This is a genomic window from Actinophytocola sediminis, from assembly GCF_054779715.1.
The window spans coordinates 213,584-236,393 of record NZ_BAAGXS010000077.1 but is presented as its reverse complement, the minus strand read 5'-3'; the positions used below and the strand labels follow the sequence as shown (position 1 = coordinate 236,393).

Annotated in this window: 27 protein-coding genes; 16 read left to right on the top strand and 11 right to left on the bottom strand. The window is 69.4% G+C overall.

Annotated features, from left to right (window positions below):
• Window positions 1-27 precede the first annotated feature (27 nt).
• On the top strand, window positions 28-465 hold the full coding sequence (locus tag ACYVIP_RS36200) for a nitroreductase family deazaflavin-dependent oxidoreductase (RefSeq protein ID WP_460404749.1): 438 nt from the start codon (window positions 28-30) through the stop codon (window positions 463-465).
• Between the two features lie 10 nt (window positions 466-475).
• On the opposite strand, the gene ACYVIP_RS36195 is transcribed toward ACYVIP_RS36200, so the two are convergent.
• Window positions 476-877, bottom strand: coding sequence for a nitroreductase family deazaflavin-dependent oxidoreductase (locus tag ACYVIP_RS36195; RefSeq protein WP_460404747.1), 402 nt, complete (start codon window positions 875-877; stop codon window positions 476-478).
• A gap of 88 nt (window positions 878-965) precedes the next feature.
• On the opposite strand from ACYVIP_RS36195, the gene ACYVIP_RS36190 reads away from it, so the two are divergent.
• Window positions 966-1,424 (top strand): MarR family winged helix-turn-helix transcriptional regulator, encoded by a 459-nt coding sequence (locus tag ACYVIP_RS36190; protein WP_460404745.1) that lies wholly within the window; start codon window positions 966-968, stop codon window positions 1,422-1,424.
• Between the two features lie 96 nt (window positions 1,425-1,520).
• On the opposite strand, the gene ACYVIP_RS36185 is transcribed toward ACYVIP_RS36190, so the two are convergent.
• The 3 genes from ACYVIP_RS36185 to ACYVIP_RS36175 form a co-directional block, all read right to left on the bottom strand.
• A complete protein-coding gene (locus ACYVIP_RS36185) occupies window positions 1,521-1,808 on the bottom strand; it encodes a hypothetical protein (RefSeq protein WP_460404743.1) in 288 nt (95 codons plus the stop codon).
• Window positions 1,809-1,897: 89 nt separating this feature from the next.
• Window positions 1,898-2,755 carry a helix-turn-helix domain-containing protein gene (locus tag ACYVIP_RS36180; RefSeq protein WP_460404741.1) on the bottom strand — a complete coding sequence of 286 codons (858 nt, stop codon included), beginning with the start codon at window positions 2,753-2,755 and terminating at the stop codon, window positions 1,898-1,900.
• 133 nt (window positions 2,756-2,888) lie between these two features.
• Window positions 2,889-3,119, bottom strand: coding sequence for a hypothetical protein (locus ACYVIP_RS36175; protein ID WP_460404739.1), 231 nt, complete (start codon window positions 3,117-3,119; stop codon window positions 2,889-2,891).
• A gap of 336 nt (window positions 3,120-3,455) precedes the next feature.
• Between ACYVIP_RS36175 and ACYVIP_RS36170 the strand changes: the two genes are divergently transcribed.
• Complete coding sequence (locus ACYVIP_RS36170) at window positions 3,456-4,235, top strand: response regulator transcription factor (RefSeq protein WP_460404737.1); 780 nt, start codon at window positions 3,456-3,458, stop codon at window positions 4,233-4,235.
• The gene (locus ACYVIP_RS36165) at window positions 4,235-5,161 is read left to right on the top strand and encodes an AfsR/SARP family transcriptional regulator (protein ID WP_460404735.1); all 927 of its coding nucleotides are present in this window, start codon (window positions 4,235-4,237) and stop codon (window positions 5,159-5,161) included. The genes ACYVIP_RS36170 and ACYVIP_RS36165 overlap by 1 nt, the downstream gene beginning before the upstream one ends.
• 170 nt (window positions 5,162-5,331) lie before the next feature.
• Here the strand turns inward: ACYVIP_RS36165 and ACYVIP_RS36160 are convergent, their stop codons facing one another.
• A complete protein-coding gene (locus ACYVIP_RS36160) occupies window positions 5,332-6,279 on the bottom strand; it encodes a ScbA/BarX family gamma-butyrolactone biosynthesis protein (RefSeq protein WP_460404733.1) in 948 nt (315 codons plus the stop codon).
• 344 nt (window positions 6,280-6,623) lie between these two features.
• Here ACYVIP_RS36160 and ACYVIP_RS36155 point away from each other — a divergent pair, with 344 nt between their 5' ends.
• The gene (locus ACYVIP_RS36155; RefSeq protein WP_460404731.1) at window positions 6,624-7,268 is read left to right on the top strand and encodes a ScbR family autoregulator-binding transcription factor; all 645 of its coding nucleotides are present in this window, start codon (window positions 6,624-6,626) and stop codon (window positions 7,266-7,268) included.
• Between the two features lie 166 nt (window positions 7,269-7,434).
• Here ACYVIP_RS36155 and ACYVIP_RS36150 read toward each other — a convergent pair whose 3' ends face one another.
• A complete protein-coding gene (locus ACYVIP_RS36150; protein WP_460404729.1) occupies window positions 7,435-8,016 on the bottom strand; it encodes a nitroreductase family protein in 582 nt (193 codons plus the stop codon).
• 84 nt (window positions 8,017-8,100) lie between these two features.
• Here ACYVIP_RS36150 and ACYVIP_RS36145 point away from each other — a divergent pair, with 84 nt between their 5' ends.
• Entirely contained in the window at window positions 8,101-9,144 is a 1,044-nt protein-coding gene (locus ACYVIP_RS36145) for an aldo/keto reductase (RefSeq protein ID WP_460404727.1), read from the top strand.
• On the opposite strand, the gene ACYVIP_RS36140 is transcribed toward ACYVIP_RS36145, so the two are convergent.
• The 4 genes from ACYVIP_RS36140 to ACYVIP_RS36125 form a co-directional block, all read right to left on the bottom strand.
• Window positions 9,145-9,777 (bottom strand): ScbR family autoregulator-binding transcription factor, encoded by a 633-nt coding sequence (locus tag ACYVIP_RS36140; protein ID WP_460404725.1) that lies wholly within the window; start codon window positions 9,775-9,777, stop codon window positions 9,145-9,147.
• A gap of 134 nt (window positions 9,778-9,911) precedes the next feature.
• Window positions 9,912-10,682: an AfsR/SARP family transcriptional regulator gene (locus tag ACYVIP_RS36135; protein WP_460404723.1), complete on the bottom strand. Its 771-nt coding sequence runs from the start codon at window positions 10,680-10,682 to the stop codon at window positions 9,912-9,914.
• Window positions 10,683-10,972: 290 nt separating this feature from the next.
• Complete coding sequence (locus ACYVIP_RS36130; RefSeq protein WP_460404721.1) at window positions 10,973-11,806, bottom strand: AfsR/SARP family transcriptional regulator; 834 nt, start codon at window positions 11,804-11,806, stop codon at window positions 10,973-10,975.
• Between the two features lie 110 nt (window positions 11,807-11,916).
• Window positions 11,917-12,912, bottom strand: a complete 996-nt coding sequence (locus ACYVIP_RS36125) for a bifunctional lysylphosphatidylglycerol flippase/synthetase MprF (RefSeq protein ID WP_460404719.1) — start codon at window positions 12,910-12,912, stop codon at window positions 11,917-11,919.
• 223 nt (window positions 12,913-13,135) lie between these two features.
• On the opposite strand from ACYVIP_RS36125, the gene ACYVIP_RS36120 reads away from it, so the two are divergent.
• From ACYVIP_RS36120 to ACYVIP_RS36075, 10 genes are read left to right on the top strand one after another with little or no spacing between them, the layout of a single operon-like run.
• The gene (locus ACYVIP_RS36120) at window positions 13,136-14,776 is read left to right on the top strand and encodes an aldehyde dehydrogenase family protein (protein ID WP_460404717.1); all 1,641 of its coding nucleotides are present in this window, start codon (window positions 13,136-13,138) and stop codon (window positions 14,774-14,776) included.
• A 1-nt stretch (window position 14,777) separates the two neighbouring features.
• Window positions 14,778-15,917 carry an acyl-CoA dehydrogenase family protein gene (locus ACYVIP_RS36115; protein WP_460404715.1) on the top strand — a complete coding sequence of 380 codons (1,140 nt, stop codon included), beginning with the start codon at window positions 14,778-14,780 and terminating at the stop codon, window positions 15,915-15,917.
• Window positions 15,917-17,164, top strand: a complete 1,248-nt coding sequence (locus ACYVIP_RS36110) for an aspartate aminotransferase family protein (RefSeq protein ID WP_460404713.1) — start codon at window positions 15,917-15,919, stop codon at window positions 17,162-17,164. The genes ACYVIP_RS36115 and ACYVIP_RS36110 overlap by 1 nt, the downstream gene beginning before the upstream one ends.
• 10 nt (window positions 17,165-17,174) lie before the next feature.
• Window positions 17,175-17,639 (top strand): type II toxin-antitoxin system RatA family toxin, encoded by a 465-nt coding sequence (locus ACYVIP_RS36105; protein ID WP_460404711.1) that lies wholly within the window; start codon window positions 17,175-17,177, stop codon window positions 17,637-17,639.
• Entirely contained in the window at window positions 17,639-18,052 is a 414-nt protein-coding gene (locus ACYVIP_RS36100; RefSeq protein WP_460404709.1) for a hypothetical protein, read from the top strand. Before ACYVIP_RS36105 ends, ACYVIP_RS36100 begins: the two co-directional genes overlap by 1 nt.
• A complete protein-coding gene (locus ACYVIP_RS36095) occupies window positions 18,049-18,972 on the top strand; it encodes a VlmB-like protein (RefSeq protein ID WP_460404707.1) in 924 nt (307 codons plus the stop codon). Before ACYVIP_RS36100 ends, ACYVIP_RS36095 begins: the two co-directional genes overlap by 4 nt.
• Window positions 18,969-20,009, top strand: a complete 1,041-nt coding sequence (locus ACYVIP_RS36090; protein ID WP_460404705.1) for a beta-ketoacyl-ACP synthase III — start codon at window positions 18,969-18,971, stop codon at window positions 20,007-20,009. Before ACYVIP_RS36095 ends, ACYVIP_RS36090 begins: the two co-directional genes overlap by 4 nt.
• A 13-nt stretch (window positions 20,010-20,022) precedes the next feature.
• Window positions 20,023-20,268, top strand: coding sequence for a phosphopantetheine-binding protein (locus tag ACYVIP_RS36085; RefSeq protein ID WP_460404703.1), 246 nt, complete (start codon window positions 20,023-20,025; stop codon window positions 20,266-20,268).
• Complete coding sequence (locus tag ACYVIP_RS36080; RefSeq protein ID WP_460404701.1) at window positions 20,261-21,499, top strand: beta-ketoacyl-[acyl-carrier-protein] synthase family protein; 1,239 nt, start codon at window positions 20,261-20,263, stop codon at window positions 21,497-21,499. Before ACYVIP_RS36085 ends, ACYVIP_RS36080 begins: the two co-directional genes overlap by 8 nt.
• A 5-nt stretch (window positions 21,500-21,504) precedes the next feature.
• The gene (locus ACYVIP_RS36075; protein ID WP_460404699.1) at window positions 21,505-22,473 is read left to right on the top strand and encodes a diacylglycerol/lipid kinase family protein; all 969 of its coding nucleotides are present in this window, start codon (window positions 21,505-21,507) and stop codon (window positions 22,471-22,473) included.
• Here the strand turns inward: ACYVIP_RS36075 and ACYVIP_RS36070 are convergent.
• On the bottom strand, window positions 22,395-22,766 hold the full coding sequence (locus ACYVIP_RS36070; RefSeq protein WP_460404697.1) for a nuclear transport factor 2 family protein: 372 nt from the start codon (window positions 22,764-22,766) through the stop codon (window positions 22,395-22,397). The two genes, ACYVIP_RS36075 and ACYVIP_RS36070, sit on opposite strands and share 79 nt — an antisense overlap.
• Window positions 22,767-22,810: the final 44 nt, after the last annotated feature.

Genomic DNA, 22,810 nt, shown 5'->3' with positions numbered 1-22,810 from the left:
GCCCGCCGATTGGTGTTCACTGTAGGCATGCCGTTGGAAGGTGAGTACGCGCCCGGTGCTGCGGACTGGGCGAGTCAGCAAGTGGACAAATACGAGAGTTCGGGAGGTACCGAGGGCACATCCCTACGCGGGATGCCCGTGGTGATCGTGACCATGCGGGGCGTCAAATCCGGCAAGATCCGCAAGGTCCCGCTCATGCGGGTCGAGCACGACGGCGTGTACGCCGCGGTCGCGTCGCTTGGCGGCGCGCCGAAGAACCCGGTCTGGTACAACAACCTCGTCGCCAACCCCGAGGTCGAGCTGCAGGACGGGACGGCCAAACAGGACCTGGTCGCCCGCGAGATCACCGGCGACGAGAAGTCGGTCTGGTGGGATCGCGCGGTCGAGGCCTACCCGGACTACGCCGACTACCAGAAGAAGACCGATCGGCAGATCCCGGTCTTCCTGCTCGAGCCCAAGAGCTAGCCCTCCTGGGTCAGGACGTCAGCTCCAGAACCGGGATCACCCGGGTGGTCTTCGCCTCGTACTCCGCGAAGCCGGGGCTGACCTTGACGAACATCGCGTACAGGCGGTCGCGGTCGGCCTGGTCGACCACGGCCACCTGTGCGGTGTACTTGCGCGTGCCGGCCTCCACCTCGACCTCCGGGGTCGCCAGCACGTTGTGGAACCAGGCCGGGTGCTTGGGCGCGCCCGCGTTGGACGCGGTGATCAGCACCCGGTCGCCGTCGGTCACGTAGACCAGTGGGGTGGTGTGCCGGCGGCCGGTCCGCGCGCCGACCGTGGTGAGCAGCAGCAGGTCCGATCCCTCGAACGGCCCGCCGACGCGGCCCTCGTTGGCACGGAACTCCTCGATGATCTTCTGGTTCCAGTCGCTCATGCCAAGACCTCCACTGTCGACGACGGGTAAGCTTGGCTTTCAGCATACAGCTATGCTTTGCAAGCAAAATTAGTAGGAAGACAGAGCTATGCCAACGGAGGGTCTTGAGCTCAAGGAAGCGGTGCGGACCCTGCTTCTGCTCCTGCCCCGCGTGGTCGGCCGCGCGAAACGTACCGCACCGCCGCCAGAGCTCGCCTGCGTCACGCTCGCCCCACGACATCTCTCGCTGTTCGCCTACCTGCTGTTCGACGGACCGATGCCGGTCAACGAACTGGCCAAGCGCCTCGAGGTGGCGCCCGCGACGGTGAGTCTCATGGTCGGCGAACTGAGCCGCCAGCGCATGCTCGACCGACACGAGGACCAGGACGACCGCCGCCGCACGATCGTGAGCATTCCGCCGGACCGGCAGGACGCGGTCGAGGCCTGGATGTCCTCGACGGCCAAGGCGTGGTCGACCGCGCTCGAACCGCTTTCCCCGGCACAGCGCCGACTCTTCGTGGACACCCTGGCCACGTTCGAGCGGGAACTGGCACGCGACAACAGTTGACGAACTGACGACGGCGGGCCCACCCGGTCCTCATCGCCAGTTGAGGACCGGGCGAACCCGCCGTGGCTGTGCGGATGTCCGCAAAGCCCTGCCGGCTCAGCGGTCGGTGCCGCCGCCGCTGAGCCGGCCGCGGAAGTGCTGCAACATCGCGAATGCCGGTACCGGCGAGCTCGCCATACACGGCTCGCACGGCATACCGGCTGGCGCTGCCAGCACTTCCCCTGACCCAGGCACGATGCGCAAACCGCAGTACGCGGTCAGAAACAGCGGCATCGTGTCGGCTTCCGGCAGCGGCACAAGATGGCACGTCCGCCGGCTCTCACCGATCATCGACCCGTCCGGCTGCCGGGGTTTCAGTCGAACCAGGATCAATGCCCGGGTCATAACCGAACATTAGGACGCCCCACGCCGCGCTGAAAAGAAAATTTCTCCAAGTTTCTTCAACTGGCGTTAAAAGCCGCCAGCGGAGGTGGCTACTCGTCATCGGTGCCCGCCTCGACGGAGAGATCATCGATCACTCTGGTGATGACCGACCGCGCCGCCCTGCCGTAGACCGCGGCGGTGGCCATCGACTCGAAGATCCCGCGGTACAGGTCGATCTCCTGTGGCTGAGCCAAGTTGAGCTCCGCGGAGAACGTCTCGACCATGACCCGGGCGTCGTCGAGTAGCCAGAACCCGTGCGTCGGGGCCACGGCATACGGGGTCTCAAAACCGATAATTCCGAATTTCATATTGGGCAGCGCGGACAACGCGATCAAGCGGTCCAGCTGACCCAGCATCACCTCCGGGGTGCACAACCGATAGCGCAACGCCGCCTCGGTCAGTACGAAGTGAAATCTTTTGTCCGTCCGGTACAAAATTTCTTGCCGACGTATGCGCGCCTGGACAGCCTCGTCGACGTCGGTGCCGACACGTAACACCTTGAGACTCTGCTGGAACCTCGCTCTGGCGTACTCCGCTGTCTGGAGCAACCCCGGAATGAAGGTGCACTCAAGCGCCCGGAACAACCGAGTCTTGGCATCCAGCGCGGCGAGTTCTGCCTGGTGGGGCTTGAGTCCACCGCGTAACTGCCGCTGCCACTCGATGTGCTGCACGGTGAGCATGTGCATCGAGGCGAGCAGCCCCTCAGCATCATCGTGACTGCCGGTCGCCTTGGTCCACGCCCTGATGTCCGCCTCGGTCGGCGACTGGCGCCCGTTCTCCAGCTTGGACACTTTGGACGGGGGCCAGGCGAGCGCCTCCGCGAGCTGCCGCCCGCTGAGTTCAGCCTGCCGTCGCAGCTCACGGAGGCGCTTGCCGAGTACGAGCCGAGCCTCGTGCAGGCTCGACACCCCACTGATCCTGTTCTGTGGCACGTCGCACGTCCCGTCGAACGGCGCGTTGCACAGCGACAGCGCGCCCCTGCTGATACCCGCTCAGGCTACCGGCCGGGGCGCTGGTTACCGAGAAATTTCTCGGAATATCTCAGGTCGGCTCGCCCACCAGTTCCCTGCTGTACATCCGAAGGACGTCCTCAGGTATCTCGATGATCGCCTCGCCCTGGGGAACCGGACCGACGTCGGCGAGCGCCTGAGCATCAGTGACAACCCACCCCTGGGCGATGTACGTGCACCGATCAGTCCGATCGGTAATGAACAACGTCGGCGACTGGCCCTCCTGTGAGTAAGGGTCCTTGCCGAGGAATCGCGCGCGCAAGCTCTGCTCCATTTCTAGAAATAGCTGGGAAATGTCTTGATCCTGCGGCGCGCGCAGGCTTAGCGTCAACTGCCCGGTAGGGCGCTGCGCCGAGTGGTCTCGCAGGCGACATGGTCGCCTGCGAGTTGAGCACCACTCGCGGAAACAACCCAGGCGTGGCGCCTCGGCTTAGCGTGAACGGTGCCGAACTTCTGCGTTCGGCACCGAGAGGCGAGGCGAGGCGAGATCATGGACCAGTGGAGTGACGAAGGCCGGCGCACCAGAGGTGGTCCCTCTACCCTGCGTGCGGTCTCTGGACACGCGGTCCGTCTCCTTCCACAGTCGGACGTTCACCACTTGGCGAGCGACGAGCTCGCCGCCGGTGATCCGCCCCGGCATCCGTCGTTGGCCTCGTCGACGCTCGCCGACGGCCACCTGCCCGACGGTATCCGGGTGCTCGTGGTCGGCGACGACGTGCTCGCCCGCCGCGGCGTGCTCGCCGCGCTGGACGGCGAACCGGGGATGGTAATCGTCGGCGAACACGGCGCCGGGCCGGAGGTGGTCACCTCGCTCACCCACCGCCACCCCGATGTCCTGCTGCTGCACGGACTGCGCACCGAGGATGCCGCCCCACTGCTGACCAGCGTAGGGGACACAGTACGCCGGAGCGGGCGAACGGTACGGGTGCTCGGCATCGGGGTGCGCGACGGCGACCCGCTGACCGTGCCGGCCGGAAACGGCCAGCTGCCAAGCGACCTGACCGGAATCGTCTCCGGCTCGCTGCCGGCGTGGGCCACGCCGGAGGAGATGGTGGCCGCAGTCCGGATCGCCGCGGCCGGGTTCACCCTCAGTCGCGCCGACCAGGCCGACCACCGCCCGCCGCCCGGCCAGCCGCCGAGAGGCCGGCAGGTGGCCGCGCGCGCCGGGCTGAGCGAGCGTGAGTGCGACGTGCTGGCGCTGGTGGCCCGTGGCCTGTCCAACGCCGAGATCGCCGAGTCGCTCTCGGTCTCCGAGCACACGGTGAAGTCGCACATGCAGAACCTGCTCGGCAAACTCCGCCTGCGCAACCGGATCCACGCGGTGATCTACGCCTTCGAGACCGGACTGGCCAGCACCGACGGCACGGCGCAGCACTGATGCGGCTGTACCTTCTCGGGCCACTGGAGCTGTATGACGCGCGCGGCGCGCTGGTCGAGGTGCCGGGGCACAAACAGCGCGTGCTGCTGGCCACCCTCGCGTTGCGGGCCGGACACGTGGTGTCCGCCGAGCGGCTGATCGCCGAGTTGTGGGGCCAGCGCCCGCCGGCCAACGTGGCGAACGCGCTGCAGGCCCACATCCGGCGGCTGCGCAAGCTGATCGAGGCCGCGTGTGGTGAGCCGGACCGGATCGTCACCCGCCCACCCGGCTATCTGCTGGTCCTGCGCCAAGGGGAGACCGACGCGGCCGCCTTCCTCGAGCAGGTCTTCTCGGCGCGGGCGATCGTGGCGACCCAACCGCAGCTGGCGATCCCCCGGCTGCGGGCCGCGCTCGGCCGCTGGCGCGGTGCCGCGCTGGAGGGCTGTGTCACCGGCGACGGGTGCGGTGAGACGTGTGCCGCGGAGGCCGTCGTGCTCGAGGAACACCGGCTGACCGCCTACGAGATGCTCTACGACGCGAGCCTGCGCGCCGGCCGGCACGCCGAGGTGATCGGCGAGCTGGAGGAGACCTCGGCCGCCTACCCGATGCGGGAACGGTTCTACGACCAGCTGATGGTCGCGCTGCACCGCAGCGACCGGCAGGCGGACGCGCTCGGCGTCTACGACCGGGCGCGGCGGCGGCTGCTGCACGAGCTCGGGGTGGCGCCGGGACCCGCGCTGCGCAACCGGATGCAGACGATCCTGTCCGACCTGCCGGCCGGGGCACCGGCGCCCCGGCGCAACCACGACGTCACCGAGACCGCGGACCTGAGCCGGGAGTTGGCCGAGCTCCAGCAACGGATCGACACCCTCGCCGAACGGCAGGAGGCGTTGCTGCGGTCGCTGCACAACAACGGTCAGCGCGTCGGCGACCGGCGCGCGGAGTGAACGCGCCGCCGCCCCGGCCGACCCGTCGCCCGAGGGAGATCGTCCCGGGTGACGGGTTGGTCGGGGCGGTACCGGCGATTCGGCGGGACGGGCACGTCGTGCACCGTCAGGAGAAAGAGCGGTCGGGAGAAAGAACGGTCAGGAGAGCGAAACCGTCAGTGTCGCCGCGTTCACGGCACGCGGACGTCGAGTGCGCCGTCGGCCATGCGCGCACCGCTCTGGTCGAAGGCCAGTCGCACGGTGCTGGTGCCGGCGACCGGCTCCGCGGTCACCGTGCACGGCTGGTCGAACTCGATGTAGCGGTGGAAGTCGAGGTGTCCGCCGGACGGGAGCCCGTCGGGTTGTCCGGACGCGAGCAGAGCGGCCTGCCGGCCCGCCTCGATGATCGCGTTGCCGGGAACGTGGTCCATCGGGTGGTCGTAGACCACGCCGTGCTCCGGATCGACCCGCAGCAGCCAGGTGTTCTCCCCGTCGGTGTCGGCCAGCATGACGTCGATGGGGGCGCAGCGGCCGACCAGGTCGTGGTGCACCGGGCTGGCGCCGGCCGGGACCTCCGGGACGGCGTCGCGGTAACGACCGCGCAACCGGGTGTAGCCGGCGGCGGACACACAGCTCCACCGGTAGGCCGCGGTGCCGATGCGCACTCCCTCGCGGTAGCACTCCGCCTCGAAGAGCATGCCGGCGAAGCTCTTCGCCCGGCGCTGGATCTCCCTGGCGCTGACCACGAGCGTGACATCGACCGGGTCAGAACCGTTGGTTCGCAACCCTTCCAGACTCTCCACGCGGAAACGCTTGTCCCGGGTGAGAAACTTGAATGCCATCGGGATCTGGTAACCGGCGTGCGCGATGAGCACCCCGGCCTCGCGCACACTCTCCAGGAACAGCAGTGGGTCGTGCAGGTTCGAGGCCGCCGGTCGGTAGAAGCTGTGGGTTCCGGGCCAACGCACGCCGACCTCGAACCTGTCCGTCTCGAGCTGGGTAAGCCGAGTGACGAACACGTCCGAGCTGTTGATGCGACGCACCAGCCCGGGCGGAACTGACTGCTGGAGCAGCAGCGGTTCCGCGCCCCGTAAGCCTCTGCTCGACGACTCCGCCTGGCCGTTGATCATGGTGGTCATGCCGAACCTCTCATAAAGGTCTCTTGGCGTCACTGCCCATATGTGGACTTGTCGTAGTGTGTACCCCGACTGGCTGTCCGGCCGTCCGGCCGCTCGGCGATGAGTCGAGCCAACCCCAGCGCCCACTCGAAGATCGGTATGTTCGGACGTGGCGTGGGCCACACAAGGGGGAACCATACCTACCACCCGGTTTTTTCTCGAGAGCTGATGGTGTCTTCCTTGAGTTACTCTGGAGCGAGGGACGACCGCGGCCAGGACGACATCGAGCCGCGACCGGGCCGCCTGCCGGCGGTGGCATGCTTGGGGGAGATGGACCGTCAGGGGCCAACTGAAGGAGGTGCGGCTTGGCGCGCCAGGACCGAGCGGAACGCACTCGAAACGCCATCCTCGACGCGGCCGCCGAGGTCTTCGACGAGCGGGGTTTCGACGGCGCCAGCCTGTCGGACATCCTGGCCAGGGCCGGCGTGACCAAGGGCGCGCTGTACTTCCACTTCTCCTCCAAGGAGGAGTTGGCCCGCGCGCTGGCCACCGAGCCGTGGGGGTCGGTGGAGCTGCCACAGTCCGACGAGGGCGGGCTGCAGACGGTCATCGACATGAGCCACGAACTGGCCCACAGCATGTGGACCAACGTCCGCGTCCGGGCCGGAAACCGCCTGGTCATGGAGGCGAACTTCGCCTCGCCGGACGCCGCGGTGTACGAGGGCTGGATCAAGCTCGTCGGCGACCTGCTGACCAGGGCCAAGTCCCGTGGTGATGTCCGCCAGGAATGGGACACCCACGAGGTGGCCAACTGGATCTCGGCGGCGTTCATGGGCGTACAGACCCAGTCGGCCGTGCTCACCAACCGCAAGGACGTCCACGAGCGCCTGACGGTGATGTGGAAGATCGCGCTGCCCGGTCTGGTCCCACCCCGCCGCGTGGCCCGCTTCGACCCCTCCGGCAGCACCGACTGGACCGCCGAGCCGTCACCGGCCGCCGCCACCGCCTGACCCGGCACCGCCTGACCCGGCGCCTGCGGCCGCCCCCGCGAGTCCAACCGTCCCGACACGCGAGTCCAACGCTCCGCACACGCGCGCCGAACGTGCCCCGTGGGAAAGATGCGCTGATCAGCGCAGCCGAGCGCCGCTGTTCGCGCGGCCGATGATCGGCTGAACGTCATACCGTGGGCCATCGAACGCCGTACCGCCCCCGGTGCACGAACTCGGCGATCGGCATCCGCCCGACCGGCAACTGCTCAAGCGGTAACCGGGTGTCCACGCTCCGTTCCCTACTGACCAATCGCGCACCCGCGTCCGCCGGGTAGCCGGCGACCACCACCCTGGGCAGCATCCGCTCGGCCGGCACCCCGAGGACCGCCTTCGCCGCGGCCTCCGCCTCGCCGCCGAAGCCGACCAGGCTCGCGCCGAGCCCGTGCGCCGCCGCGGCCAACAGCAACCGCTCGCACAGCCGCCCACCGTCGAACGCCGCCTTCGGCGAGGCCAGCACGACCGCGATCACCAGCGGGGCGTCCACGAGCGGCGCGTGCCCCGGCGTGCCACCGGCCGATTCGAGGGCCGCTCGGGTCTGGCTCGAGCCGACGACGACGAGTTCCCACGGCTGCCGGTTCATCGAACTGCCCGTCCAGCGAGCGACTTCCAGCAGATCTCCTATCACCTCAAGGGGAACCGGCTGGTCCAGGAAGCGGCGAACAGCGCGCAACTCGCGTAGGAACCGAACGCGATCACGCTTCACGTCCATCGGTTCCTCTCCAAAACGCCTGCCACTGAGCCAAACCCCGATTACCATGCCGATCGGTATGTCCGCACGTCAAGGGGAGTCGAGGTGGCTGACGTGTACCGTCCGCTCGGCGGTTCCGGCCTGCGAGTGTCCCGAGCCTGCCTCGGTACGGCCAACTTCGGCACGGCGTGGGGCCTCGGGGTGCCCGAGGCCGAGGCACGCCCGATCATCGACGCCTTCCTCGACGCCGGACACAATTTTGTCGACACCGCGGACATCTACAACGCCGGTGAGTCCGAGCGGATCGTCGGCGCCGCGGTCCGCGGCCGGCGCGACGCGGTGGTGATCGCCACCAAGGTCTACCAACCACACGGTCCCGGCCCCAACGAGGGCGGGTTGTCCCGCGGCCACCTGACCCGCGCCCTCGAGCTGAGCCTGCGCCGTCTCGGCACCGACCACATCGACCTTTACCAGTGCCACCAATGGGATCCGGGCACGCCCATCGAGGAGACGATGGCCACCCTCGACGGGTTCGTGCGCGCGGGCAAGGTCCGCTACCTCGGAGCCTCCAACTTCACCGCCGCCCAACTCGTCGAGGCGCAGTGGGCCGCGCAGCGCACCGGCGGCACCCCGCTGATCAGCCTGCAGGCGCACTATTCGTTGCTACGCCGGGACATCGAGGCCGAGATCCTGACCACCGCACTGGCCCACCGGCTCGGCGTGCTCGCCTACGGCGTACTCGGCGGCGGGGTGCTGGCCGGCCGCTACCAGCCGGGAACGACGCCGGATCCCGCGTCCCGGATGGGAAAGCTGCTCGCCCACGAGACCGACGCGGCGCGCGGTTGGGTACAACGTCAGCTCAGTGAGCACAATCTGTCGGTGGCCAAGGAAGTCTGCGCACTCGCCGCCGAGCTCGACGTACCACCGGCCGCGGTGGCCGTCGCGTGGGTGGCCTCGTGCGCCGGGGTGAGTTCGGTGGTGCTCGGGCCGCGAACGCCGCCCCAGTACGAGCAGGCCCTGCCGGGGTTCACGATCGACCTGACGCCCGAGGCGCTCGACCGGTTGGCGAAGGTCTCCGGTCCGGCGCCGACGCCGGTGACCGGTCGGCTGCCGATGCCGTGGAGCACCGTCGGCAACCCGAAGGCGTGATCAGGTGAACTCGGCCGGGCCCCGCGGATCGAGCGCTCCCCCTTTGGTGTGCGCGGTGATCCCCGGCAGGGCCAGCGTCCACATGTCCCGCAAGCCATCGCGGACGCTGCCCTGCCGAATTCCGGACCACCACAACATCTCCACGCCGGCGCACATGGTCAGCACGAGCGTGCTCACCTGCTCGATGGCGACCGCGTCCGCGAGTTCGCCTGCATGCTCCGCGCTGATCAGCATGGTTTCCACCGCGGAGAGCAGGTCCACATAGAAATCGAGGAAGGGGGCGCCCCGGTGTCCACACTCGCGCGCGGTCCGCATGCTGGCGCGGACCACCGCCTCGTTGTCCAGCCAGTGCGCGATCTCGTGGGTCAGGTCGACCAGCGACTGCAACACCCCGGTGCCGTCGCCGAGCGCCCGGTAGACCGCGCCACGCAGCAGGGTGCACGCCTCGGCCTGGATCGCGCCCGCCAACTCGTCCTTGGACGAGAAGTGGAAATAGAACGCCCCCTTCGTCACCCCGGCCGATCGGCTGACGTCTTCCAACGTCGCCCCCGAGAACCCGTTGCGGTCGAACAACTCTGCCGCGGATCGCACCAGATGCAACCGCGTGTTCTCAGATCTCGACTGTTTGGTCACGACACGTCCCGGGCCACTGTTCCGCTCGAGCCGTTGAGCGGATCATCCATGCGAGGATCTCTCCCCTGCTCCTACACCGAAGTAGGGCGCGTCTCCGTCGCCCTACTCCCGGTTTACCGCGTGGCGCCAACGAGTCATCCCGCCCGGTCCAACGCTGCCGCCTCCGTCGCCACCTCGGCCAACCTCCGGTCCGACATCAGGATCGCGTGTTGAAGCCGGCGCAGGCTTGGCGAGGGCTCAAGCCCGAGCTCGTTCACCAGACCGGTACGCATCCTGCGGTAGACGTCGATGGCCTCGCCGCGCCGGCCGGACCGGTACAGCGCAAGCATGAGATGCGCGTGCAGGCCCTCGTGCGTGCGGTAGCGCCCGACCAACCCGGCCAACTCACCGAGCAGCTCGTGGTGACGACCCAGCCGCAGGTCCGCGTCGATCCGCCGATCCAGGACGTTCAGCCGTGCCTCCTCGAGGCGGTGCGACTCGACCTCCAGCAGCGGTCCGGTCTGCACGTCGACGAGTGCGCGACCCCGCCAGATCGCGAGCGCGGCACCGAAGTGCCGGGACGCGGCCTCGAAGTCGCCCATCTCGCGCGCCCGGTGGCCAAGCGCGGCGAGCCGGTCGAACTCGCGTACGTCGACGTTCCCGCCCATGGTGTCCAACAGGTAGCCGCCAGGGTAGGTGACCAGGACTCGTTTGGCGTCCTTCGGTCCATCGGCATCCGACTGGTCGAGTGCGGCGCCGATGAGGTTGCGCAGGTGCAGAATGTAGGTCTGCACCGTGGTGTTGGCACTGCGGGGGATGTCCTCGCCCCACAGTTCCTCGAACAGTGATGCCATCGGCACGACCTGGTCGGCGTGCACGGTCAGCATCGCTAACACCTTACGGGGCTTCGCGGCGGTCGGGACCACCGCCGTGCCACCCTGGCGGGCGACTAATGGCCCTAGTAGATCAATGTCCACTTCGGTCTCCCTGTGGCAGGTGGCGATCGACTGCCAACCGGTTTGATCGGCATCGGCTCGGTCGCTCCTCAAGCTTACAAAACCGACCGCTCGGTTTGTCAACAGATACCGACCGATTGGTTTCTTTTAATCCTCTGAGCTGTTTTCGCATCTCAGAGGCTTGTCACGCTATGGAGTTGGCTGCCTGCAGGCAGTTTCGAGCAGGTAACTGTGTGGTCGTCTAGTTCACGAGACAATTACTAACCGGTAGCTCGTCGGCGAGCAGCATCCGGTATCAGGTCAAGCGACGGGTCCTGGTTGAGGATGGCCTGCATCCGGTCCTGGAGCATCGCGGAGGGCTCCATGCCGAGCTCGTCGACCAGCCTGCGCCTTACCACGTTGTACTCGCGCAGGGCGTCCGCCTGCCGTCCTGACCGATACAGAGCGACCATGAGCATCTCCGCCAGGCGCTCCCGCCACGGGTAGAGCATGGCCATCTTCTTGAGCTCACTGATCACGCCGCCCTGGATGCCGGCCACGATGCAGGCGTGGAACCGGTCCTCGATCGCGGCCAGCCTGCTCTCCTCGTAGTGCAACACCGAGCTGTGACACATCGGTCCGCCGGACACGCCCTCGAGCACCGGACCGTCCCAGAGGTCGAGCGCCTCGCCGAGCAGATCCCGCGCCCGCAGCGGGTCGGTCGCCAGCTCGTTGTGCGCCACCGCGACCAGTCGTTCGAACAGCTTCGCGTCGATCTCATCGGTCTCGGCGTGCAGCACATAGCCAGTAGGCAGCGTTACCAGTCGTTCCCTGGCGAATTCCTCACCGTAGGTGGCGCGGAGCAGTTTTCGCAGTCTGGTGACCAATGCCTGGAGGGCGTTGTTCGCCTTCACCAGACCCCGGCCCTCCCACAACTCCTCGAAGAACTGCTCCTTTGTGACCACCTTGCCGGAATTGATCAACAATGTGGCGAGCAACGTTCGTTGTCGACCGCCCTGAATGGCGAGCAATCGCCCATCGGAGACCAAGCCGACCGAACCGAACAACTTGAAGATCACCGATCGCCCTCGTACCGGTGTCAGGCGCCTGTCCATACCCCCGCCTCCCTAACTCCTGGTTGAGCCTGGATGATGCTTGGTCAGCCACCTGACACAGCGGTGACACTCACCTGACCGCGCGAGTGATCCACGAGCGAGTCGCTGGTCTAGACCGCGTTGGCTGCCACGAAAACCCGGACGAATCCCCCAAGGCTCGCCCGCCCGGAGAACGCGACGTACTCGGGCAGCACGGCATGCGGGGCCCACTTGCGCTTGTAGGCCAGCTGCGAGGCAGCCGGGTAGACGGCCGCGCCGTGGTCGGCCAACTGCCTGGTCAGCCACCGGAACCACCGGCTGGCCGATGCGTGCTCGACCGCCGGATCGAGGCCGGTGAACGGGGTGAAGCCGAAGTGCAGCCAGCGCGCCCCCTCGGCCAGGAAGGTCGCCATCGCCGTGGTGTTGATCGCCTCCATGACCCCCGGCGGGCCCTGCGGGTCGCGCCGGGACAGGTCGTGCAGCCAGCCGGGCCGGGTGCCGTAGGCGGGCGAGTAGGAGATGTAGCCGGTGAGCTCGCCGTCGATCGTGGCCACGAACAGCCTGCGGCGCGCCTGCAGCGCGCCACCCAGCTGGCCGACGAGGAACTCCAACTGCTTGGCGTGCCGGCCTTTGCCGCGCAACCAGGTCCGGTCCAGCTCGGCGATCTGGTCGGCCATGGCGGCGAACGGGACCTCGGCGACGGTCACCCCGCACCGCCGCGCCCGGGAGATCTTGTTGCGCAGCCGGACGAATCGCGAGCCACGCACGGTGAACTCGGCCAGGTCCACCGCATAGGAGGCGCCGACCTGGTTGACGGTGAAGCCGGCGGCCGCATAGGTGTCCACATCGGACTCCTGGACCTGGATCGCGACCACCCGCCGCCCCCGGCCGGCGGCGAACTCGACGAACCGGGCCAGCAGCGCGGCCGGGTCCGGCCCGAACGGCGCGCCGAACTGGACGAGGTGGCGGCCGGACTCCCGGTACACCACCACCCCGTCGACGCCCGGGCAGGTGAACCGACTATTTCCGTCATTCACCGCGAGAAAGGCACTGGGGTTGTCCGCGTAGCGCTCCACAAATGCGTGCGTCAAATCTGACGACAAGGTTTCCACTGCGATCGGACCCATCCTCGATCCACCACCTTAGCTGGCTGATACCCTGCCACCGCAAGCCCGCGACCTGCGAAGATGATGCAATCATCGATCATTTGGGCGGCCACGGACAATCGCCCGCGACCTGCCAGTCAGACCGCTGTCAGCGGCGAAAACGAGCGCGAGTGCGGTGTCAGCGGACCATCAGGCCTCTTTGTCAGACTCGAATTCGAGCTTTTTTACGATCGACGGCAAAGGAATGTCCTCGGTGACGCTGACCTCGACGATCGGTGCCGAACAAGCACCAGAAGTTCGCCTCCCGACCTACCTTTCGCACGTCGGCGGCCGGGATGTCGACGCGCCGCGCCACATCTACCCGGTCAGCACCAGGGCGATCCTCGACGACGTCTTCGCCACCCTCACCCGCAAACGCGGACTGGAACGGGGCGAGGACCTGCCGACCACCGGCGTGCTCGGCCGCTGCGCGCTGGCCGACGAGCAGACCGTCGCCGCCGCGACGGCCGCGGCCGCGCGCGCCGCACCGGAATGGGCCGCGACCCCGGTTGCCACGAGAATGGCGCTCGGCGAGCTGATCCGCGAGCGGGTGGACGCGCGGGCGGCGGAGCTGGTGGACCTGCTGGTCGCCGAGGGCAGCCCGGTCGCCATCGCCCGCTGGCAGTTGGCCGGGCTGCGCACGCTGTTCAGCCGGGAGACCCTCGACCACTGCGGCGCCCAACTGCACCAGAGCATCCGCCACGGCGACCGCGAGCTGACCATCCGCCGAATGGCCGACGGCGTGGTGTGCGTACAGCCGCCGCAGAACGCGCCGGCCGCGAGCGCGCTGTTCGCCAGCACCGCGTTGCTCGCCGGCAACGCGGTCGTGGTGCGCGCGCCCCGCAGCGCACCGCTCGGCGTCATGTTCGCGCTGCGCGAGCTGGTCCTGCCCGCGCTCGCCGAACTCGGCGCCCCGGCCGGCACGCTGAACTTCTTCTGCGCCCGCCCCGGCCAGGTACTGCGTTCCTGGCTGGCCAGCGAGCAGGTCAACGACATCTTCTACACCGGTGACGTCGACCGGGGGCTGGCACTGGAGCGCGAGTGTGTCGCCGTCGGCAAGAAGCCGATCCTGGAGCTGGCCGGCAACGACTGCGTCGTGGTGTGGCGCGACGCCGACCTCGACCTCGCGGTGGAGGCGCTCACCGAGTGCTTCTACGCCTCCGGACAGATCTGTATGGTGCCCAACCAGGTCGTCGCGCACCCGGACATCGCGGCGGAGTTGCTGGTCAAGCTCGCCTCGGCGGCCGGGGCGATCCGCCCGGGCTATCCGGAGGACGAGGGTGTGCTGCTTTCCCCAGTGCTGCGCGGTGACCGGTTCTTCGGCCACGTGCGCGACGCGCTCGCCAGGGGCGCGCGCCTGGTGTGCGGCGGGCGGCGCCTCGAGGTCGACGGCGAGCCGTCGGACACCGGCCTGTTCATCGAGCCGACCGTGCTCGCGGTGGACGGGCTCGCCGGCTGCCGGGACATCACCGCCGTGGCCGAGGAGACGTTCTTCCCGCTGCTGCCGGTGGTCGTCGCCGAGCCGGGACCGGACCTGCTCGACCGGGTGCTCGAGCACGTCAACTCCAACCGCTACGGACTGCGGAACTCGCTGTGGGCCGGTGATGAGACGGTGATCGACCAGTTCGTCGCCCGGACCGGCAACGGCGGCCTGTTGAAGATCAACGACTCGCACCTCGGCTGGCTGCCCTACCTGCCGACCCACGGTGGGACCGGGCTCACCGGCGGGGTCTTCGGCGAGGCGAACTACCCGATGCTGCGCAGCTCACATCTGCAGGGCATCTCCAGGGCGACCGGGGTCCGGCCACGGGACGCGGTCTTCGACGCACACCGATTGGGGAGTTGACATGCAGTTCATGGAGGCGGACCGGCAGGTCTGCGACAAGCTGTTACCTGGTCTGCGTCAGCAGCTCGCCGAGATCTCGTTGCCGGACCTGGAGTCCGAGGACAGCCCGGCGATCGACATCTTCCGCGCCCACGGCGGCACGAACCTGCTGGTGCCGGAGTCCTACGGCGGACTGGACGCCTCCGCGCTGGACACCGCGCGGGTGGTGCGCGCGCTCGCGGCCACCGCGCCGTCGATGACCGTGGCCACGATGATGCACCACTTCTCCCTCGGCACCCTGTTCGCGGTCGCCGAGCTGGTCACCGGTAAGTCCGATGTGGACGATCTGCTGCTGCGCCGGGTGGTCGGCGAGCGGCTGCTGATCGCCTCCGGGTTCGCCGAAGGCCGCACCGCGCAGGGGATCCTGACGCCGACGATGACCGCGACGCCGGTCGAGGGCGGCTATCTGGTCAACGGCTCGAAGAAGCCGTGCAGCCTGTCGGTGTCGATGGACCTGCTGACCGCGAGCGTCGCGGTCGAGCAGCCGGACGGCTCGACCTCGTTCGGTCTGCTGTTGTTGCCGGCGGACACTCCCGGTATCTCGGTGCACCCGTTCTGGTCGACGTTCGCCCTCGCCGGCGCGGAGAGCAACGAGGTGCGGGTGAGCGACGTGCTGGTCTCCCCCGAGCAGATCGTCACGCCGGACCCGTCGCTGGCCGACGCGATGGACCAGCTCACCACGGTCGGGCTGATCTGGTTCCAGCTCAACGTGTGCGCGGCCTACACCGGGATCGCGAGCCTGCTGGTGGAGAAGGTGCTGCACGGCGCGCGGGGCCCGGTGAGCGACCGGGCGGCGCTCGCGGTGCGGATCGAGTCCGCGGCCGCGCTCACCGAGGGCCTCGCCCGGCGGGTGCAGGCGGGTGAGACCGACAACGACACGCTGGCCGCGTCCCTGGTGACCAGGTACGCGGTCCAGGACGCGATCACCTCGGCGGTCAACCAGGCGGTCGAGTTGCTGGGCGGCATGGCGTTCATCGCCAACGGCGACATCGCCTACCTCGCCGCGGCGGCGCAGGCGATCGCCTTCCACCCACCGTCGCGGACCAGCGTCGCCGGCGGGTTGGTCGACTACTACGCCGGCTACCGGATGGTCGTGTCCTGATGGTCGCGGCCACCGAAACGTCCATTGTGGACAACGTGTTGCGCGGCTACCGGCGACACCTGTCCAGCGGCCGGGCGGCGCTGGCGGAGATGTTCGGCGGCGACGTCGAGGTCGGCTCGGCCGGCGCGTGGGTACGCACCAGCTCCGGGCGCAGGCTGCTGAACTGCGGCGGCTACGGGGTGTTCCTCACCGGGGCGCGGCATCGGCGGGTGCTGGCCGCGGTGCGCGAGCAGCTGGAGACCAACCCGGTGGCGACCCGGTTGCTGCTGGAGCCGCAGGCCGCCCTCGCGGCCGAGGAGCTGACCGCGACCATGCCGCCGGGGCTGGACCGGGTGCACTTCGCCTGTGGTGGCGCCGAAGCGGTCGAGGCAGCGATCAAACTGGCGCGGGCCAACGGAAAGCGCCACCTGGTGTCCATGGTGAACGGCTACCACGGCAAGACCCTCGGCGCGCTGTCGGTCACCGCGAAACCGGTGTTCCAGCAGCCGTTCCAACCGCTGCTGCCGGACGTGTCGCACGTGCCGTTCGGGGACGCCGACGCGCTCGCGGCCACCCTCGCCGCGCTCGGCGGGCAGGCGTGCGTGATCGTCGAGCCGATTCAGGGCGAGGCCGGCGTCATCGTCCCGCCGGCCGGCTACCTGCGGGAGGTGGCGCGGGTGTGCCGGGAGCACGGCGCACTCCTTGTCCTGGACGAGATCCAGACCGGCCTCGGCCGGCTCGGCTACTGGTGGGGCGCCGACCGCGAGCACGTGGTGCCCGACGTGTTGTTGGTGGGCAAGGCACTCGGCGGCGGGGTGCTGCCGGTGTCGGCGATGGTGGCCACCGAGGAGGCGTTCGCGCCGTTCGACCGGGATCCGTTCATCCACACCTCGACCTTCTCCGGCGCGCCGCTCGGCATGGCCGCCGCGCGTGGCGCGATCGCCGCGATCCGCGAGGACGACCTGGTGACCAGGGCGGGCATGCTCGGCCACCGGTTGCTGATCGACCTGCGCCGGCTGCTCGGCGACGTGCTCGGCGACGCGATCACCGAAGTCCGCGGCGTCGGGCTGCTGATCGGCATCGAGTGCGCGGTGGATGGCCTCGCGGGCGAACTGCTGTTGGAGCTGATGGCGGCCGGAGTGATCGCGAACCACTCGTTGAACTCCGACCGGGTGCTGCGGCTGACCCCGCCGGCACTGCTGGACGACCGCGATCTGCGGTTCCTGCTGGACGCGTTCGACCGGGCCGCGCACGCGGTGCTGAACTGAGGAGGCAAGCATGCGGACCGTAACCCTGACCGCCCGGATCGCGGCCGACGACGCGCGCTACGCGCTGGCGCGGATCGCGGAGTTCGACCGGTATCCCTTGCTGGCCGCCGATGTCCGGCATATCGAGTCCCATGTGGACAGCAGCGACTGGGAGGTGAGCTTCCGCCGAGGGGTGTTGCGCTGGACCGAGCGCGAGATCGTCGACTTCGGCCGGTCGCGGATCGACTTCGCGTTGGTCTCCGGTGACTTCGCCGCGTTCTCCGGACACTGGCGGGTGACCAGGGGCATCGGTGGCTGCGTGGTGCGGTTCACCGCGACCTGGGACTTCGGCATCGAGAGCCTGGCCGGGATCATGGACCCGATCGCGGAACGGGTGATCAAACGCGTGGTGTGCGACGTGTTGTCCGGGCTGTTCCCGGCGACCACGGTGCTCGACGACGCCGTGGCGGTCCCCGACCTCGGCCAGGCCGCCTGATGAACGGCGTGGTGGACACCTCGGTGCGGCTGGGCAACCGGTCGACCCAGGCCGTGCTGCGACTGGAGTACGGGATCGGGCTCGCGGTCTGTGTCGCGCTGTTCGCGCTGCACCTCGGTGAGGTGCGCTGGCTGCCGGCGGTACTGCTGTTCGCCGGGATCGACGTGCTCGGCTACCTGCCAGGGCTGCTCGCCCACCACCGCAGCCGGACCGAGCTGATCCCGAAGGCCTACTACGTGCTGTACAACCTCACGCACAGCTTCGCCACGCACGCGGTGCTGATCGGGGTCTGGCTGCTGGTCGCTGGGTGGGAGTGGGCGCTGCTGGCCATTCCGATCCACCTGCTCGGCGATCGGGCGTTGTTCGGCACGTCGCTCAAGTCGTTCGCCGAGCCGTTCGAGGAACCGACATGATCACCGACTGGGACCAGGCGCCCGGCCTGCTGGCCGGCGCCGCCGAGGTGGAGCTGACCGCGCGCGAGGCGAACCTGCGTTACTGGCTGACCAATGTTCCACAAGGGACACTCGTCGGCCGCCCGGACGGGTTCGACCCGGCGCTGACCCTGCCGACCCACATGCTCGCACCGAGGCCGCTGCGGGACGCGATCGCGCAGGAGTACGCGTTCCGGTCGGCCGCGGAGGACCGGGCGGCTCGCGCACTGTCCTATTTGGTGGCCAGTGCACCGGACACGGACACCATGGAGTTCTACGCCACCCAGCTGCTCGACGAGGCGCGGCACGCGATGGTGTTCCGCAACCACCTGCTGTCCCTCGGGGTAACGGACTTCGACGCGGCGGCGGGCGCGGACATCCGGTCGATCCTCGACCCGCTCGAGGAACACGGCCTTTCGGTGATCCGCGAGGACTTCATCGGTGGCGTGGTGATGATGGCGATCATCATCGAGGGCGCGCTGGCGCCGGCCGCGGAGCTGTCCGAACGCAAGTGGGCGCCGCTGAACCCGATCGCGGCGGAGATCGACCGGGGTGCGGGTATCGACGAGATCCGGCACCTGACCGTCGGCGCGTCGATCGCCAGGGAGCACCTGCTCGCCCACCCGGAGGACCGGGAGCGGGTGCGCGAGCTGATCACGGCCGGGATGCACCTGTGGACGGTGCTGCCGGTGCACGAGATGGTGCTGCGGCGGGAGATCCTGTTCCAGCGGGGACTCGAGGAGCACGCGGACACGGTCGGGGACTACGAGATCTGGCCGGGCAGGCGGCTGATCGACACCACGCCGGAGGAGCGGCTGGCCACCGCGGACCGGTGGTCCACGGAGATGAAGGAGTCCCACCTCCGCTACATCGGCATCGAGGACCTGGCGGCACCGTCATGAGTACCTCCGCGAAGATCCTGCCGTTCCCCGGGCGGGTCGGCACCTCGGCCGTCGTCTGCGGACTCGGCACCTGGGTGCCGCCCAGGGTGGTGCCCAACGCCGAGATCGCCGCCAGGCTGGACACCTCCGACGAGTGGATCCGCGCCAGGACCGGGATCCGCGAACGGCACGTGGTCGACCCCGGAATGTCCACATCGGACCTCGCGGTGGAGGCCGGGCAGCGGGCGCTGAAGTCGGCCGACACCGACCAGGTGGACGCGCTGGTGCTCGCCACCACCACCCCCGACCGGCCGTGCCCGGCCACCGCCCCCGACGTGGCCAACCGACTCGGCCTCGACCGGTGCGCGGCCTTCGACGTCAACGCGGTGTGCACCGGCTTCCTCTACGGCCTGGCCGCCGGCGCCGGGCTCATCGCCGCCGGGGTGGCGCAGCGGGTGCTGGTGATCGGCGCGGACACCTTCTCCACCATCGTCGACCCGGACTGCCGCAGCACGGCGGCGATCTTCGGTGACGGCGCGGGCGCGGTCGTGTTGCGGGCGGGCGGGCGGCACGAGCCGGGCGCGCTCGGTCCGTTCGATCTCGGCAGCGACGGCCAGGACGCCGACCTGATCATGGTGCCGGCCGGCGGTTCCCGCCAACGGTCCACACCGGAACCGGTGGCGCCGGGCGCGGAGTACTTCACCATGGCCGGCAAGGCGGTGTTCCGCAAGGCGATCTTCCAGATGGCCGGGTCGGCGCAGGCCGTGCTGCGCAAGGCGGACCTGCGACTGCGCGACATCGACCGGTTCGTGATCCACCAGGCCAACGCGCGGATCATCAACGGGGTCGCGGACATGCTGGGGCTGCCTGCCGACCGGTTCGTGCGCAACATCGACCAGGTCGGCAACACGGCGGCGGCGTCGGTGCCACTCGCGCTGGACGCCGCCTGCGCCAGCGGCGAGCTGCGCGCCGGGCAACGGGTGTTGCTCGGCGCGTTCGGCGGCGGCCTCACCTGGGGCTCGACCGTGTTGCGCTGGCCGGATCTGGAAGCCGTGTAGGGGAGGAACCGACATGTCGACAACCGTTCTGCATCGCCTGCGCGAGCTGCTGGTGGACAACTTCGGGGTCGAGGAGCACGAGGTCGTGCCGGAGGCCACCTTCGCCCAGCTGGACCTGGACTCGCTCGGCATCGTGGAGTTCGCCATGGTCGCGGAGAAGGAGTTCGGCATCGTCCTCGCCGAGGACGACGTCACCCCGAAGGCCAGCGTGGCCGACGCGCTCAGCACGTTGGCCGCCAAGGGCGTCGTCGATGGTTAGCTCCACTTCGGACGGTTTCCACGCGGCCGTCACCGGGATCGGCATGGTGACCCCGGGCGGGATCGGCGTGCCGGCGAGCTGGCGCGCGATCCGCGACGGCCGGCCGACCGCGACCACCGACCCGGCGCTGCACGGCATGCCGGTCGACTTCAGCTGCCGGGTGCCGGACTTCGACGCGGACGCGCTGCTCGGCAGGCGCACCGCGTGGCGGCTCGACCGGTACGTGCACCTCGCGCTGGTCGCCGCCAGGGAGGCGATCGCGAACGCCTGCCTCGACCCGGCGGTCTGGGACGGCGCCAGGGTGGGTGTGGTGATGGGCAACGCGCTCGGCGGCGTGGCCACCTTCACCGCCCAGCACCACACGATGCTCACCGAGGGCACCGGCAGGGTGTCCCCGCTGCTGATCCCGATGATGGGCGTGAACATGGTCGCGGGCTACCTCGCGATCGACGCCGGCGCGCGGGGGCCGAACCTGGTCACCACCACGGCCTGCGCGTCGGCCACCACCGCGATCGGCACCGCGCGGGACCTGTTGCGGGCCGGGCGGTGCGACATCGTGCTCACCGGTGGCGCGGAGGCCGGGCTGTCCCGGCCGGTCGTCGCCGGGTTCACCAGGATGGGCGCGCTGTCGGGCCGGGTGTCCGATCCGGCGGCGGCGTCCCGGCCGTTCGCCGGCGACCGGGACGGGTTCGTGGCCGGCGAGGGCGCCGGCGTCCTGGTGCTGGAACGACTCGCGGACGCGCGGGCCAGAGGGGCCAGGGTGCTGGCCAGCGTCAGCGGGTACGGCGCGTCCGCGGACGCGCACCACGCCACCGCCCCCGACCCGGCAGGCACCGGGGTGGAGGCCGCGATCCGCCTCGCCCTGGCCGACGCCGGGCTTGAGCCCTCCGATGTGGACCACGTGAACGCGCACGGCACGTCGACCAGGCTGAACGACGCGGTCGAGGCGCGGGTGCTGCACCGGATGTTCGCCGACCGGCCGGCGGTGACCTCGGTCAAGGGCGTCACCGGCCACTCGCTCGGCGCGGCCGGCGCGATCGAGGCCGCGTGCACCGCGCTGTCCATTTCGGACTCACTGGTGCCGCCGACGGCCAACCTGGACACGCCGGACCCCGAGCTGGACATCGACGTGGTGGCCGGCACGGCCAGGTCGATGCCGGTCACCACGGCCATCAGCAACTCGTTCGGCTTCGGCGGCCAGAACGCCGTCCTCGTCATGACCGCGAGCTGACCACCATGCCCGGCGCTCCGGAACGTGTCCTGATCATCGCGAACCCGGCCGCCGGCAACACGTCGGTCGACCTTGTCTGGCAGGTGATCCGCGGCTGCCGGCGGCCGGTCTCGGTGCGCTGGACCGATTTTCCCGGCTCGGCGACCGCGATCGCCGAGACGGCGGCGAACTGGGCGGACCTGGTGGTCTCGGTAGGCGGTGACGGCACGGCGCGCGAGGTGGTCGCCGGCCTGGCGACCGCGTGGCGGCCGGTGCCGATGCTGGTGGTTCCCGGCGGCACGGCGAACTCGCTGTACCGCACGCTGTGGGGGCGCATGCCGTGGCGGGCGGCGCTGGCCATGGCGCTGGCCGGCCTACCGGCGCACCGGCTCGACCTCGCCCGGCTGGACGGGGGTCTGGTGCTGACCGGGGCGAGTGCCGGCTTCACGCCGATGGCCGTGCACGACGCGAAGACCGGTGGGCTCTCCTACCAGGAGGCGATCCGGCGGGTTTCCTCCTGGTACCGCCCCTACCCCGGCCGGGTGCTCGTCGACGGCCACGAGATCCACAGTGGATCCACTTTCGTGGTGAACGTCGGCGGCAGCCGCTACCGGGGCGGCGACTACGAACTGCTCCCACACTCCATTGTGGACGATGGACTACTCGATGTGTGCGTGATCGGCGGCGAACACCCGACCACCGAGGTGCTGCGACTGACCATGGCCGGCGAGCAGCTCCGGCTCCCCGGCGTGCGTTACGCCAGGGGCCGTGAGGTGCTGGTCGAACGGACCGACGACAGTCCACTGTGGTTCGAACACGACGGCGAGGTTGTTCCGTTCCGGCGCAGGGAGTTCACCATCACCGTGGTACCCGCCGCGGTCGCGGTGCTCGCCGCGCCGGATGCCGAGTCGTTCGGTCACTCGCCGGAGCGGGGCTTGCGGTCGTACACGCAGGTGACCCGGCACAGCTTCCCGTCGTCGGCGAACTGCGCGTAGTCCACCCCGGCGATGGTGGCCGAGCCGCCGAGGTCGAGCATCGCCCAGGTGTAGCGGACGCGGTCCTTGTGGGAGAACACCTCGCTGGTGCGGCAGAAGACCCGGTTGGGGTACTTGTCCTGGATGCGGGTGATGTTCTGACTGATCGCCCGAAATCCCCTGGCCTCGATCGCCGGCGCGTGGTAGGCGCAGCTCTCGGACCACACGGCCTCGATCAGCACGTGCCGGTGATCGACGTCCGACTCGTTCCACGAGTCGACGTACACATCGATCTGTTCCTGACGTTGCCTCACATCACCAGGTATAGCCCGCTACGCGCGCGCATGACCAGCCTGTG

Bases quoted from the DNA above. Each gene is read 5' to 3' on its own strand.
- ACYVIP_RS36125 (WP_460404719.1), bottom strand. From the start codon at position 12,912: ATGGGTCCGATCGCAGTGGAAACCTTGTCGTCAGATTTGACGCACGCA.
- ACYVIP_RS36185 (WP_460404743.1), bottom strand. From the start codon at position 1,808: ATGACCCGGGCATTGATCCTGGTTCGACTGAAACCCCGGCAGCCGGAC.
- ACYVIP_RS36080 (WP_460404701.1), top strand. From the start codon at position 20,261: ATGGTTAGCTCCACTTCGGACGGTTTCCACGCGGCCGTCACCGGGATC.
- ACYVIP_RS36165 (WP_460404735.1), top strand. From the start codon at position 4,235: ATGCGGCTGTACCTTCTCGGGCCACTGGAGCTGTATGACGCGCGCGGC.
- ACYVIP_RS36115 (WP_460404715.1), top strand. From the start codon at position 14,778: ATGCAGTTCATGGAGGCGGACCGGCAGGTCTGCGACAAGCTGTTACCT.
- ACYVIP_RS36105 (WP_460404711.1), top strand. From the start codon at position 17,175: ATGCGGACCGTAACCCTGACCGCCCGGATCGCGGCCGACGACGCGCGC.
- ACYVIP_RS36190 (WP_460404745.1), top strand. From the start codon at position 966: ATGCCAACGGAGGGTCTTGAGCTCAAGGAAGCGGTGCGGACCCTGCTT.
- ACYVIP_RS36150 (WP_460404729.1), bottom strand. From the start codon at position 8,016: ATGGACGTGAAGCGTGATCGCGTTCGGTTCCTACGCGAGTTGCGCGCT.
- ACYVIP_RS36090 (WP_460404705.1), top strand. From the start codon at position 18,969: ATGAGTACCTCCGCGAAGATCCTGCCGTTCCCCGGGCGGGTCGGCACC.
- ACYVIP_RS36095 (WP_460404707.1), top strand. From the start codon at position 18,049: ATGATCACCGACTGGGACCAGGCGCCCGGCCTGCTGGCCGGCGCCGCC.
- ACYVIP_RS36160 (WP_460404733.1), bottom strand. From the start codon at position 6,279: ATGACCACCATGATCAACGGCCAGGCGGAGTCGTCGAGCAGAGGCTTA.
- ACYVIP_RS36130 (WP_460404721.1), bottom strand. From the start codon at position 11,806: ATGGACAGGCGCCTGACACCGGTACGAGGGCGATCGGTGATCTTCAAG.
- ACYVIP_RS36085 (WP_460404703.1), top strand. From the start codon at position 20,023: ATGTCGACAACCGTTCTGCATCGCCTGCGCGAGCTGCTGGTGGACAAC.
- ACYVIP_RS36110 (WP_460404713.1), top strand. From the start codon at position 15,917: ATGGTCGCGGCCACCGAAACGTCCATTGTGGACAACGTGTTGCGCGGC.
- ACYVIP_RS36100 (WP_460404709.1), top strand. From the start codon at position 17,639: ATGAACGGCGTGGTGGACACCTCGGTGCGGCTGGGCAACCGGTCGACC.
- ACYVIP_RS36120 (WP_460404717.1), top strand. From the start codon at position 13,136: ATGTCCTCGGTGACGCTGACCTCGACGATCGGTGCCGAACAAGCACCA.
- ACYVIP_RS36195 (WP_460404747.1), bottom strand. From the start codon at position 877: ATGAGCGACTGGAACCAGAAGATCATCGAGGAGTTCCGTGCCAACGAG.
- ACYVIP_RS36075 (WP_460404699.1), top strand. From the start codon at position 21,505: ATGCCCGGCGCTCCGGAACGTGTCCTGATCATCGCGAACCCGGCCGCC.
- ACYVIP_RS36200 (WP_460404749.1), top strand. From the start codon at position 28: ATGCCGTTGGAAGGTGAGTACGCGCCCGGTGCTGCGGACTGGGCGAGT.